Origin of the sequence: Trinickia diaoshuihuensis (assembly GCF_003390925.1) — a bacterium.
Classification (GTDB): domain Bacteria; phylum Pseudomonadota; class Gammaproteobacteria; order Burkholderiales; family Burkholderiaceae; genus Trinickia; species Trinickia diaoshuihuensis.
The window spans coordinates 1-13,600 of record NZ_QUBS01000089.1 but is presented as its reverse complement, the minus strand read 5'-3'; the positions used below and the strand labels follow the sequence as shown (position 1 = coordinate 13,600).

Here is a 13,600-nt window from a genome sequence, read left to right as displayed (position 1 = left end):
TTACTTCCTCGATGCGTTATGCGGCGACGACCTGCTTGGTCGCCTCCGGTAGCGATAGATAGAACGTCGTGCCCTCGCCTTCGGTCGATTCGGCCCAGACGCGCCCCCCGTGCCGCTCGACCATGCGCCGCACGAGCGCGAGACCGATGCCCTCGCCCGCGGCCACGTTGCCGTGCAGCCGCTGGAACGCGTTGAACAGGCGCGGCATGGCGCCGGCCGGGATGCCCAGGCCGTTGTCCTTCACGTAAAAGATGCGCAGCGTACGAACGCCGCCTGGCGGCGCGGGCAACGCGCCGATCTCGATCCGGCCGGCGCGCTCCGGATCGAGGTAGTTGATCGCATTACCGATCAAGTTGGCAAAAATCTGTTCGAGCGCCGTCGGATCGCCCCATACGGGCGGCAACTCCTCGACGACGATTTCGGCATGACACGCGCGGATCGATGCCTGCATCGCGTCGAGCACGTGCCGCACGACGGACGCGACATCGACTTCCTGGCGCCGGTATTCGACGCGGCCCACGCGCGAGAGCCGCAGCAGCGAATCGATGATATGCGCCGCGCGCAACACGGCGCTTTGCAAGTATCGCAGCGCCTCGCCGATGTCCTCGTCGATGAGCCGCTCGATACGTTCGCGCTCGGCTGTTTCGAGCGACGATGCCCGCACCGCCTCGCGCAAGTCGTCGCACGCGTGCGTGAGTTCTTTCGAGAAACCTTGCAGGTTCACGAGCGGGGCGCGCAGATCGTGCGACACACTATAGATGAACATCTCGTTTTCCTGCGTTTGCTGGTGCAGCGTCTCGTTCGTTCGTGCCAGCTCGTCGGCCCGCCGCGACAAATCGCTTTGGAAACGCGCCTGCAACCGCTCCGATTCGAGTAGCCGCCGGCTCGTGTCGTGCAAGATTCCGTCGAGTTCGGCGATTTCATCGTTACCGGCGGACGGCGGCCCGAGCGGCGCGCTTTGCGCAAGCCGGGCCGCATTGTCCGAGAGCCGCGCGAGCCGTCCGCGCAATCCGCGCGTGAACAAAAACACGGCCAACGCGGTCATGACGAGCGAGCCCAGCACGACGGCCGCGGTCAGTTGCTGTTGCTGGGCCAGCGCTTGCGCCGCCTGGGCCGAGCGCACCGTGTCCATGCGCAATTCCTCGCTCTGGAACGCCGCGAGCTGCGCTCTGAACCGATCGATGACGTCGACGTTGCTTTGATTGCGGAACCGCTCGAGCAAATCGCTGTGGCGCCCGTTGCGCAGCAAGTCTTGCACGCGATCGGACCATTGCCGGTAGGCTTGCACCGTCTGGCGAATTTGCGCGGCGCGCTCGACCTGAACGGGGTTGTCCGCCACCAGATCGACGAGATGATCGATCCGGCGATCGAGATCGATCCAGAGCGTGACGGGCGTGGAGGAATCGCGTTGATTCTTGAGCACGGCCCCGCGCATACGAACCGACTCGATCAGCACGGGTTCGAGAATCGCGTTCGTTTGGCGCAGCACGTCCTTGCTATGCAGCACCCATTGCTCGGCCTGCTGAGCGTCGTTCTGTGCCTTCACGAGCCCCGAGAGCAACGCGAGCTCGACCGCCGTCGGAATAGCGATCAGCAACAAGCCTTTGATGGTCAGTCTCATTCGCGGTCGAATCGTTTCGGGTGCCCGGCCGGTCGAACACCGGCGATTCACGCATTATGTCGGCGTTTTTAGCGAATGACAAAGCCGTCGTTAAGTTTTGAGACGGTAGCCCGTTTTGAAAATCCATGCCACGATCCCGGTAAAAATCGCCAAAAAAACCGCGGTCATGCCAAGACTGACCCCAACATGAACATCGGCGATGCCGTAAAAGCTCCATCTAAAGCCGCTGATCAGATAGACCACGGGGTTGGCCAACGCGATCGTGCGCCAGAGCGGCGGCAAAATCCCGATCGAATAGAAGCTGCCCCCGAGGAACGTCAGCGGCGTAACGATGAGCAGCGGGACGACCTGCAGCTTTTCGAAGCCGTCGGCCCAGATTCCGATCACGAATCCGAACAGACTGAACGTGACCGACGTCAGCACGAGGAACACGATCATCCACAATGGGTGCTCGATGCGCAGCGGCACGAAGAACGCCGCCGTGGCCATGATGATGAGCCCGAGCATGATCGACTTCGTCGCCGCCGCGGCGACATAGCTCACCACCATTTCGAAGTACGAGACCGGCGCCGTCAGCACCTCGTAAATCGTGCCGGTGAACTTCGGAAAATAAATCGCGAACGAGGCATTGCTGATGCTTTGCGTGAGCAACGACAGCATGACGAGCCCCGGCACGATGAACGCGCCGTAGCTGATACCGTCGATTTCGCGAATACGCGAGCCGATCGCCGCGCCGAACACGACGAAATAAAGCGACGTGGAAATAACGGGCGATATCACGCTTTGCATCAGCGTGCGCCATGTGCGCGCCATTTCGAAGCGATATATCGCGCGCATTGCATGAAAGTTCATGAACGCTCCTTGACGAGATCGACGAAGATGTCTTCGAGCGAGCTTTGCGTCGTTTGCAAATCCTTGAAGAGAACGCGCGCGTCCTCCAGATCCTTGAGCAGTTTGACGATACCGGCCCGTTCGGACTGGGTGTCGTCATAGGTGTAAGTAAGCGCGCCGCCGTCGGGCGACAGTTCCAGCGCGTAAGCGGCCAGTTGCGGCGGCACTTGCGCGATGGGCTCCGCCAGTTGCAGCGTCAGTTGCTTCTTGCCGAGCTTGCGCAAAAGCTGCGTCTTCTCCTCGACGAGCACGATTTCGCCGCGATTGATGATGCCGATGCGGTCGGCCATCTCCTCGGCCTCGTCGATATAGTGGGTGGTCAGGATGATCGTGACGCCGGTTTCCTTCAGCGTACGCATGAGTTCCCACATGTCGCGCCGCAATTCCACATCGACGCCCGCGGTGGGCTCGTCCAGGAACAGCACTTGCGGCTCGTGCGCGAGCGCCTTGGCGATCAGCACGCGCCGTTTCATCCCGCCCGAGAGCGTCATGATCGGACTGTTGCGTTTGTCCCACAACGACAGCGCCCGCAACACCTTTTCCAGGTGGGCCGGGTTCGGCGATTTGCCGAACAGGCCGCGGCTGAACGTCACGGTCGCCCAGACCGTTTCGAACGCGTTCGTCGTCAGTTCCTGCGGGACGAGGCCGATCATCGCCCGCGCACGGCGATAGTCCTTGACGATGTCGTGCCCGTCCACGCGCACGGCGCCTTCGGTCGGATTGACGAGTCCGCAAACGGTGCCGATGAGCGTGGTCTTGCCGGCGCCGTTGGGGCCCAGTAACGCAAAGATTTCGCCGCGGTGTATGTCGAGGCTCACCCGCTTGAGCGCTTGAAAGCCCGACGCGTAAGTCTTCGATAGATTTGAGATAGAAAGGATTGTCTGCATTATGGATGCCGTCGGTGGGATCGGAACCGGCGCTCGGCGCCGGCTCGAGATCGACGCTGACGATAGCAGAACCGCGTCACGCATGCCGCCGAGAATGACGAAACGCATCGAGCCGGCCGCTGTCCAATGCGGGCGCGCCCAATGGAATCGGATCCAGCGGGGCAAAATGGCGAAAAAAAAGGCGCCACGTTGCCGTGGCGCCTTAAAGAAGTTCTAGCCATTCCGAGGGCCGTGCTAGAACCTGAGAGACGGTATTGCGGAACTGAGATCTCTGCGGGAACCTAGGTTCGCTCGATCCGCGCATCGCCTTCGATGCGTCGCTCCGAAATGAGATTCCATTCTTTCCCTTTCCGCTGACGAAGTCAAGATAATTTTTTCCGAAAAGTTAACAGGTACCCCCAAACCGGTATCGATTTCACAATGAAAAATAGGTAAAAATTACTTGCTTCACGCGAAGTGGCGGCCGGCGTAGACTGAACGAAACGTCAGATGTGAAACCGAATTTCAAAAAACTGTCACAGGCGATCCGTGGCCACCTCACCTTCCAGCACCGAAAGCCGTCCGCGCCCCGCCAAAGCGGGCGACGGCGCCGGCGATGAAATCATCGCGCTCTCGCGCGGCCTGACGCTGCTACGCCGCGTCGCCTCCGCCGACGCGCCGATCAGCAACCGCGAACTGGCCGAACTCACGGGCATTCCGAAGCCGACCGTCTCGCGTATCACCGCCACGCTCGTCGGCGCGGGGTTCCTCTTCCAGTTGCCCGATAGCGAGCGGTTCGTGTTGACCGCATCCGTGCTCGAGTTGAGCAACGGCTTTTTGCGTAATTTCGATATCCGCTCCCGCGCGCGCCCGCTGCTGATCGATCTCGCCGAGCGCACGTCTCTGTCCGTGCATTTGATGGCCCGCGACCGGCTGGATATGGTCGTCATCGAGACGATCCGACCTCGTTCGGCCGTGCTCGTGTCGCGGCTCGAGGTGGGCTCGCGCGTGGATCTGGCCCGCACGGCCGTCGGCCGCGCGTATCTGGCCGCACTGTCCGAGGCCGAGCGGCGCGAAGTGATGGCGGGACTGCAGGCCGCGTCCGGGGACGACTGGCCGCACATCCACGCCCGGCTCGCCGCCTCGCTCGACGAGACGCATACGCTCGGGTTTGCGATCGCGACCGGCGAGTGGTATTCGGAATTGAATGCGATCGCGGCCGGCTTCGTCGGCCCCTCGGGCGAACGGTACGCGGTCAACTGCGGCGGCGCGGCGCACTTGTGTCCACGCGAATGGCTGATCGAACATGCCGCGCCGGTACTGACCGAATGCATCGAGCGTATCGTCCACGAAATCGGCGGCGCGCCGCGTCAGCGCCTCGGCGACTGACGCCGCCGCCTGCCTCGCCGGTGTAACGGCCGTAAAAAACCGAAAAATCCGCCGCTGGACTCGCCGAGCCGGCGCGACGTAGCATCTTGCATCGACACGCTTGCGCTGCGGCGGCCCGCGGCCATCCGGCCGATCCGGACCGGCCGCGTCCGCGCCCCTGCCTTGGCACGCGCGCTGCGCCTCCCTACCCCACGCCGTATTGGCATTGCCGCTACAAAAACACTTCGATGGCCGAACAAGAGAACCACCCCCGCCCCCAGCCCCAGCCCGGAAAGCACGAACACGACTCGGCTCCGCGCGTCGAAACCGGCGCGCCTACGGGTCGCGCCGGCACGCGGCGCCGCATCGCGATCGCCGCCGTCGTCTTGCTCGCGCTGATCGCGCTGATCTGGTGGCGGCCCTGGGGCCGGCCGAGCGGCGCCGGCACCGGTGTCGCGCCCACGAAAGGCCGGCCGGGGCGCGCCGCGTTCGCGAACATGCCGCAGCCGGTCCATGTGGCAGCGGCCGCCGCCGGAGAGATGCCTATCGTCTTGACCGCCCTCGGCACGGTCACGCCGCTCGCGACGGTCACGGTCAAGACGCAGCTCTCGGGTACGCTGCAAAGCGTCGCATTCAAGGAAGGCCAGCTCGTCAAGGCCGGCGACGTGCTCGCGCAAATCGACCCGCGTCCCTACCAAATCTCCCTCGCGAACGCGCAGGGAGCACTCGCCAAGGACACGGCGCTCTTACAGACGGCACGCCTCGATTTGAAGCGCTACCAAACGCTGCTTGCGCAAGATTCGATCGCGTCCCAGCAAGTGGACACCCAGGCGTCCCTCGTCAAGCAGTACGAGGGCCAAGTGCAATCGGATCGGGCCAGCATCGACACCTATAAGCTGGACCTCACCTACGCGCGCATCACGGCGCCCGTCTCCGGCCGCGTCGGCCTGCGGCAAGTCGATCCGGGCAACTATGTGACGCCGTCCGATGCGAACGGCATCGTCGTCATCACGCAGTTGCAGCCGATCAGCGTGATCTTCACGACCTCGGAAGACAATTTGCCGGCCATCCTCAAGCAGATGCACGCCGGCGCCAAACTGTCGGCGACCGCCTACGACCGCAACAATACGATGCCGCTCGAAACGGGCTACTTGGATACGATCGATAACCAAATCGACACGGCGACGGGGACCGTCAAGCTGCGGGCCCTGTTCCCGAACACCTCGCAGATGCTGTTTCCGAACCAGTTCGTGAACGCGCGCCTACTGATCGACACCCTCCACGACGCCGTCATCGTGCCGAGTTCGGCCGTGCTGAACGGCGCGAACGGGCCATTCGCCTACGTCGTCAAACCGGACAACACCGTCACCGTCCGGCCGCTCAAGGTCGGCCCCGTCGATGGCGAACGCACGAGCATCGCAGCGGGACTCGCGCTCGGCGAACGCGTCGTGATCGACGGTTCCGACCGCCTGCGCGAAGGCGCGAAGATCACCGTCGCCCCCGATGCGGCGACCGTGCTGCATGCCGCCTCGAGCGGCGGGGGGGGCGCTGCGTCGGGCGCGCACGGGCATCACCGCAAAAGCGCTTCCGGCTCCGCCGGCGCGCAGTAACGGCGGGTGCGCGCTCGCATGAATCCGTCTCGCGCCTTTATCCTGCGTCCCGTCGGCACGGCTCTGCTGATGGCGGCCATCATGCTCGTCGGTCTCGTCGCTTTGCGCTTCTTGCCGATCTCGGCGTTGCCCGAAGTCGACTATCCGACGATCCAAGTCCAAACCTTCTACCCCGGCGCGAGCCCCGAGGTCATGACCTCGGCGGTCACGGCGCCGCTCGAGCGGCAGTTCGGCCAGATGCCGTCGCTCAATCAGATGTCGTCGCAAAGCTCGGCGGGCTCATCGGTCATCACGCTGCAATTCAGCCTCGATCTGCCGCTCGATATCGCCGAGCAAGAAGTCCAGGCCGCCATCAACGCCGCGGGCAACCTTTTGCCGGCCGATCTGCCCGCTCCGCCGATCTATGCCAAGGTCAATCCGGCCGACGCACCGATCTTGACGCTCGCGATCACGTCGAACACGACGCCGCTCACCGACATCGAAGATCTGGCCGACACGCGGCTCGCCGAGAAGATTTCGCAAGTGGCCGGCGTCGGTCTCGTCAGCATCAGCGGCGGCCAGCGGCCGGCCGTGCGCATTCAAGCCAATCCGCTCGCGCTCGCCTCGTACGGGCTGAACCTCGACGACCTGCGCTCGAGCGTCGCGAATCTGAACGTCAATACGCCCAAGGGCAACTTCGACGGACCGACACGCAATTTCACGATCAATGCAAACGATCAGTTGACCGACGCGAAGGCCTATAACGACGCGATCGTCGCCTATAAAAACGGCCGGCCCGTCATGCTCACCGACGTCGCCAAGATCGTGGACGGCGCCGAAAACACGAAGCTCGGCGCGTGGGTCGGCATGGGCGGCAAGGTCACCCCCGCGATTTTGCTCAACATCCAACGTCAGCCGGGCGCCAACGTCATTCAAGTCGTCGATAGCGTGAAAGCGCTGTTGCCCCAGTTGCAAGCCTCGCTGCCGGCCGCCGTCAACGTGGCCGTCGTCACCGACCGGACGACGACCATCCGCGCCTCGGTGCGCGACGTGCAGTTCGAACTCGCGATGTCGGTCGTGCTCGTCGTGCTCGTCATGTATCTGTTCCTTGCGAACATCTATGCGACGATCATCCCGAGCTTGTCGGTCCCGCTCTCGCTGATCGGCACGCTGGCCGTCATGTATCTGTGCGGCTTTTCGCTCGACAACCTGTCGTTGATGGCGCTGACGATCGCCACGGGCTTCGTCGTCGACGACGCCATCGTCATGATCGAGAACATCGCCCGCTACGTGGAGCAAGGCGATACGGCGCTCGATGCCGCGCTCAAGGGCTCCAAGCAGATCGGCTTCACGATCATCTCGCTGACGGTCTCGCTGATCGCCGTGCTGATTCCGCTGCTGTTCATGGGCGACGTCGTGGGCCGGCTCTTCCATGAATTCGCGATCACGCTGGCCGTGACGATCGTCATCTCGGCCGTCGTTTCGCTCACGCTCGTGCCGATGATGTGCGCGAAGTTGCTCAGGCACACGCCGCCGCCCGAGAGTCATCGCTTCGAAGCCAAGGCGCATGCCGTCATCGACGCGATCATCGCGCGCTATGCCGTGGCGTTGCGCTGGGTCCTCGCGCGTGAGCGGGCGACGCTCGTCGTGGCGATCCTCACGCTCGTCCTCACTGCCCTGCTCTACGTGCTGATCCCGAAGGGCTTTTTCCCCGTGCAAGACACGGGCGTTATTCAAGCCATCACGCAGGCCCCGCAGTCGATCTCGTACGCGGCGATGGCCGAGCGCCAGCAAGCGCTGGCCGATGCGATCCTGAAGGATCCCAACGTCGACAGCCTGACCTCGTTCATCGGCGTGGACGGCACCAACATCACGCTCAACAGCGGCCGCATGCTGATCAATTTGAAGCCGCACGGCGACCGCTCGAAGAGCGCGACCGACATCATTCGAGACCTCGAAAGCGAAACCGCGAGCGTCGCGGGCGTCACGCTCTATCTACAGCCCGTGCAGGACTTGACGATCAACTCGACCGTCAGCGCGACGCAATATCAATTCATGCTGACGGATCCGAATGCCGACGAATTCGCCACTTGGGTGCCCAAGCTCGTCGAGCGCCTCAAACAGGCGCCCGAACTGGCCGACGTCGCCACCGATCTGCAGCAAAGCGGCCAATCCGTTTTCGTGCAGATCGATCGAGCGACCGCCGCCCGCTTCGGCATCACGCCGGCCACGGTGGACAACGCGTTATACGACGCGTTCGGTCAGCGCATCATCTCGACGATTTTTACGCAGTCGAATCAATACCGCGTGATCCTCGAAACCGATCCGCGCATGCAGCATTACACGGATGCACTTAAGTCGATCTATCTGCCTTCCTCGCAGGGCAACGGCCAGCAAGTGCCGCTGAGCGCGATCGCGACGTTCTCCGAGCGCCCGGCGCCGCTCTTGGTCTCGCACCTCGGGCAATTCCCATCCACGACGGTCTCGTTCAACCTCGCCCCGGGCGCCTCGTTGGGCGCGGCGGTCAAAGCGATCGAGCAGGCCGAGCGCGACGTGGAACTGCCCGTCTCGTTCCAAACGCGCTTTCAAGGCGCGGCGTTGGCTTTTCAAGCCTCGCTCGCCAACGAGCTGTTCTTGATCCTCGCCGCGATCGTGACGATGTACATCGTACTCGGCGTGCTCTACGAGAGCTTCATCCATCCGATCACGATTCTCTCGACGCTGCCCTCGGCCGGCGTGGGCGCCCTGCTCGCGCTGATCGTCTCCGGACACGATCTCGACATCATCGGCATCATCGGCATCGTGCTGCTGATCGGCATCGTCAAGAAGAACGCCATCATGATGATCGACTTCGCCTTGGAAGCCGAGCGTGAGCAAGGCAAGAGCGCGCACGAGGCAATTTATCAGGCGTGCCTGCTGCGCTTCCGGCCGATCTTGATGACGACGATGGCGGCGCTGCTCGGCGCCTTACCGCTGATGCTCGGCACGGGGGTCGGCTCCGAGTTGCGTCATCCGCTCGGTATCGCGATCGCGGGCGGACTCGTGGTCAGTCAATTGCTGACGCTATTCACGACGCCCGTCATCTACCTGGGCTTCGATTCACTCGCGCGCCGCATGCGCGCGCGCTTCGGCGGCGGCCGCAACGAGGAGCCGGCGCGATGAACCTTTCGCGCCCCTTCATCTCGCGCCCGGTCGCGACGACGCTGCTTGCGATCGGCATCGCGCTCGCCGGCGTCTTCGCTTTCGTCAAGCTCCCGGTCGCGCCGCTGCCGCAAGTGGATTTTCCGACGATCGCAGTCCAGGCGAACTTGCCGGGCGCGAGCCCGGAAACGGTCGCAACGAGCGTCGCCAGTCCGCTCGAGCGGCACCTCGGGCAGATCGCCGACGTGACCGAGATGACGTCGATGAGCGGCGTCGGGCAAACGCGCATCACGCTGCAATTCGGTTTGAACCGCGATATCGACGGCGCCGCGCGCGACGTGCAGGCGGCAATCAACGCGGCGCGCGCCGACCTGCCGACGAGCCTGCGCAGCAATCCGACCTATCACAAGATGAACCCGGCCGACGCGCCGATTCTCGTACTGTCGCTGACCTCGAAAACCGTGCCCCCGGGGCAGTTGTACGACGCCGCGTCCACGGTGTTGCAACAAGCGCTCTCGCAAGTGGACGGGATCGGGGAAGTGGACGTGAGCGGTTCGGCCAATCCGGCCGTGCGCGTCGAACTCGAACCGCAGGCGTTGTTCCATTACGGCATCGGGCTCGAGGACGTCCGCGCGGCGCTGGCGGCGGCGAACGCGAATAGCCCGAAGGGTTCGATCGATTTCGGTGAAAACCGCGTGCAGATCTATACGAACGATCAAGCGCGCGCGGCCGCGCAGTACAAGGACCTCGTCATCGCCTATCGCAACGGCGCGGCGATCAAGTTGTCGGACGTCGCAGCCGTCCAGGATTCGGTCGAAGATTTGCGCAACCTCGGCCTCATGAACGGCCAGCGCTCGGTGCTCGTGATTCTTTACCGGCAACCCGGCGCCAACATCGTCGCGACGATCGATCGCGTGCTCGCGATGTTGCCGCAATTGCGCGCGTCGGTGCCGGCGGCGATCGACATTACGCCCGTGGCCGATCGTTCGACCACGATCCGCGCATCGTTGCAGGATACCGAGCGCACGCTGATCGTCGCGGTCTTGCTCGTCGTCACGGTCGTGTTCCTGTTTTTGCGCAACTGGCGCGCGACGTTGATTCCTAGCGTGGCCGTACCGATCTCGATCATCGGCACGTTCGCCGCGATGTATTTGCTGAACTACTCGATCGACAACCTCTCGCTGATGGCCCTCATCGTGGCGACAGGCTTCGTCGTCGACGATGCGATCGTCGTACTCGAGAACATCTCGCGTCATATCGAGGAGGGCATGCCCCGCATGCAGGCCGCCTATCTGGGCGCGCGCGAAGTCGGCTTCACGGTGACGTCGATCAGCATCTCGCTCGTCGCGGTCTTTCTGCCGATCTTGCTGATGGGCGGCATCGTCGGGCGGCTCTTTCGCGAGTTCGCGGTCACGCTGTCGCTCGCGATCGGCGTGTCGCTCGCCGTCTCGCTGACCGTCACGCCAATGATGTGCTCGCGCTTGCTCGCCGACCGCGAGCACAGGCCCAAGGAGGGCCCGCTCGCGCAACGTCTCGAGCGTGCGTTCGCTCGGCTGCAAGGCGGCTATGCGCGCTCGCTCGGCTGGGCGCTCTCGCATCCGCTGCTTGTCCTTTTGATCCTCTTTGCGACCGTGGTGCTGAACGTCTATCTCTACGTCGTCGTGCCGAAGGGCTTTTTCCCGCAGCAGGATACGGGACGCCTCGTGGGCGGCATTCAAGCCGATCAGTCCACTTCATTCCAAGCGATGAAGGTCAAGTTCGGTGAAATGATGTCGATCGTGCAGCACAACCCGAACGTCGAAAACGTGATCGGCTTCACGGGCGGGCGGCAGACCAATTCGGGCTTCATGTTCGTCACGCTCAAACCCAAAGGGCAGCGCAACGCGTCGGCCGATCAGGTCATCGCACAGTTGCGCAAGCCGCTTGGACAAGTGGCCGGCGCGCAAACGTTCTTGCAGGCGGTGCAGGATATTCGCGCGGGCGGGCGGCAGTCGAACGCGCAGTATCAGTACACGCTGCTCGGCGATTCGAGCGCCGAGGTCTATAAATGGGCGCCGTTGCTCGCCGAGGCGCTCAAGCGCCGGCCCGAACTCACCGACGTCAATTCCGACCAGCAGCAAGGCGGGCTCGAAGCGTACGTGACGGTCAATCGACAGAGCGCCGCGCGGCTGAAAATCACGCCCTCGCAGATCGACAATACGCTTTACGACGCATTCGGCCAGCGGCAAGTCTCGACGATCTACAACCCGCTGAACCAATACCACGTGATCATGGAGGTCGCGCCGCGCTATTGGCAAGACCCGGCGATGCTGGGTCAGATTTACATCAGCACGTCGGGAGGAAGCGCAAGCGGATCGCAATCGACCAACGCGGTCGCGGGCACCTTCACGGCAACGGCGAAGGGCGGCACGAGTGCGGCAAACGCTGCCACGGGCGCCAGCGCGGCCACGATCGCAGCCGATTCGGCGCGCAACTTGGCGACGAACTCGATCGCGGCGAGCGGCAAATCGAGCGCGTCGACGGGCTCGGCCGTTTCGACTTCGAAGGAAACGATGATTCCGCTCTCGGCCGTGGCCTCGTTCGGGCCCGGCAGTACGCCGATAGCGGTCAACCACCAGGGCCCGTTCGTCGCCTCGACGATTTCGTTCAACCTGCCCGTCGGCAAGTCGCTGTCGGACGCGACGCGCGCCATCAACGAGACCGCCGCCGCGATCGGCATGCCGGCGACGGTGCACGGCAGTTTCTCGGGCACGGCGCAAGCGTTCCAACAGTCGACGAGCGACATGCCGCTCTTGATTCTTGCGGCGCTCGCGGCGGTGTATATCGTGCTCGGCATGCTCTACGAGAGCTATATCCACCCCATCACGATCTTGTCGACGTTGCCTTCCGCCGGGGTCGGCGCGCTGCTCGCGCTGCTGCTCTTTCAATCCGAGTTCAGCATCATCGCGCTCATCGGCGTGATCTTGCTGATCGGCATCGTGAAGAAGAACGCGATCATGATGGTCGATTTCGCGATCGAGGCGTCGCGGCAAGGCATGTCGTCGTTCGATGCGATCCACCGCGCGTGTCTGATGCGCTTTCGTCCGATCATGATGACGACCTGCGCCGCGCTGCTGGGGGCGTTGCCGCTCGCATTCGGGCGCGGCGAAGGGGCCGAACTGCGCTCGCCGCTCGGCATCTCGATCGTCGGCGGGCTGCTCGTGAGCCAGGTGCTCACGCTCTATACGACGCCCGTCGTCTATTTGTGCATGGACCGTCTGCGGGTCTGGCGCGAAAATCGCCGCGCACGCCCCGGCACCGCGGCCGGTCCCGCTAGGTAAGCAGTTGAAACAATTGTGACGGGCCTGTTATGGCGCTCGCTCCGTCCTTGACCTAGCCTTGTGAGTGTTGCGCCGTCTTTTGTCCGGCGCATTCACTGAGCAATAGGAGCCCATCGTGCGGCGCTTGACCGCTTCACTCGCACTCGTGGCCGCGGCCTGTCTGGGCGCCAGCGGCGCCGCGCATGCGGCGCATTGGCGCGTCGGGGTTTATTGGGGCATGCCGGGGCCTTACTACTACCCCTACCCTTATCCGTATCCCGTCCCCGTTGTACCGGCGCCCTATTACTACGCTCCGTACGCGCCACCGGTCGTGGTCGCGCCGACCGTACCCGACACCACTTATATCGAACGCCCGCGGCCGGGCGCCAACGGCCAAGCGCAAGACGAACCGGCCCAGGGCACATGGTGGTATTGCGACAAGACCAAGTCCTATTACCCGTACGTCAAACAATGCGCGAGCGGCTGGCGCGAAGTGCCGGCCACTCCGCCCGCACCCGAGCGGTGACACGATGAACGATTCATTGACGGGGCACGCCAAGCGGCGTGCCAAATGGCTGCCGCTCGCGGCCCTCGCGGGCCTCGGCGCATGCACGGTGATGCCGACCGGACCGAGCGTGATGGCCCTGCCGGGCACCGGCAAAACTTTCGACCAATTCCGCGCCGACGACTACAACTGCCGCCAATACGCACTCGGCCAAGTGGGCGGCGTCAGCGCGAGCCAAGGGGCGACCGCGGCCGGCGTGGGCAGCGCAGCCCTGGGCACCGCCGTGGGCGCGGCGGCCGGTGCCGCGTTCGGCGGCGGAC

General features: G+C 63.9%; 8 protein-coding genes and 1 pseudogene. 6 read left to right on the top strand and 3 right to left on the bottom strand.

Translation table 11 applies throughout. The features are described 5' to 3' along the window. Positions 1 to 16 precede the first annotated feature (16 nt). From DXT59_RS27330 to DXT59_RS27320, 3 genes are all read right to left on the bottom strand, one after another. Entirely contained in the window at positions 17 to 1,621 is a 1,605-nt protein-coding gene (locus DXT59_RS27330) for a sensor histidine kinase (RefSeq protein ID WP_116141207.1), read from the bottom strand. A gap of 90 nt (positions 1,622 to 1,711) precedes the next feature. Then, a complete protein-coding gene (locus DXT59_RS27325) occupies positions 1,712 to 2,473 on the bottom strand; it encodes an ABC transporter permease (protein ID WP_116141205.1) in 762 nt (253 codons plus the stop codon). After that, positions 2,470 to 3,399, bottom strand: a complete 930-nt coding sequence (locus DXT59_RS27320) for an ABC transporter ATP-binding protein (protein ID WP_116141203.1) — start codon at positions 3,397 to 3,399, stop codon at positions 2,470 to 2,472. The genes DXT59_RS27325 and DXT59_RS27320 overlap by 4 nt, the downstream gene beginning before the upstream one ends. Positions 3,400 to 3,927: 528 nt before the next feature. On the opposite strand from DXT59_RS27320, the gene DXT59_RS27310 reads away from it, so the two are divergent. From DXT59_RS27310 to DXT59_RS27285, 6 genes and pseudogenes are all read left to right on the top strand, one after another. Then, positions 3,928 to 4,767 carry an IclR family transcriptional regulator gene (locus DXT59_RS27310; protein WP_116141199.1) on the top strand — a complete coding sequence of 280 codons (840 nt, stop codon included), beginning with the start codon at positions 3,928 to 3,930 and terminating at the stop codon, positions 4,765 to 4,767. Between the two features lie 227 nt (positions 4,768 to 4,994). Next, positions 4,995 to 6,356, top strand: a complete 1,362-nt coding sequence (locus DXT59_RS27305; protein WP_116141197.1) for an MdtA/MuxA family multidrug efflux RND transporter periplasmic adaptor subunit — start codon at positions 4,995 to 4,997, stop codon at positions 6,354 to 6,356. Between the two features lie 18 nt (positions 6,357 to 6,374). After that, entirely contained in the window at positions 6,375 to 9,497 is a 3,123-nt protein-coding gene (locus tag DXT59_RS27300) for an MdtB/MuxB family multidrug efflux RND transporter permease subunit (RefSeq protein ID WP_116141195.1), read from the top strand. Then, the gene (locus DXT59_RS27295; protein ID WP_116141193.1) at positions 9,494 to 12,796 is read left to right on the top strand and encodes an efflux RND transporter permease subunit; all 3,303 of its coding nucleotides are present in this window, start codon (positions 9,494 to 9,496) and stop codon (positions 12,794 to 12,796) included. Before DXT59_RS27300 ends, DXT59_RS27295 begins: the two co-directional genes overlap by 4 nt. 115 nt (positions 12,797 to 12,911) lie before the next feature. After that, complete coding sequence (locus tag DXT59_RS27290) at positions 12,912 to 13,301, top strand: hypothetical protein (RefSeq protein ID WP_116141191.1); 390 nt, start codon at positions 12,912 to 12,914, stop codon at positions 13,299 to 13,301. 4 nt (positions 13,302 to 13,305) lie between these two features. Next, positions 13,306 to 13,600 (top strand): annotated as a pseudogene (locus tag DXT59_RS27285) (hypothetical protein); the annotation flags it as partial.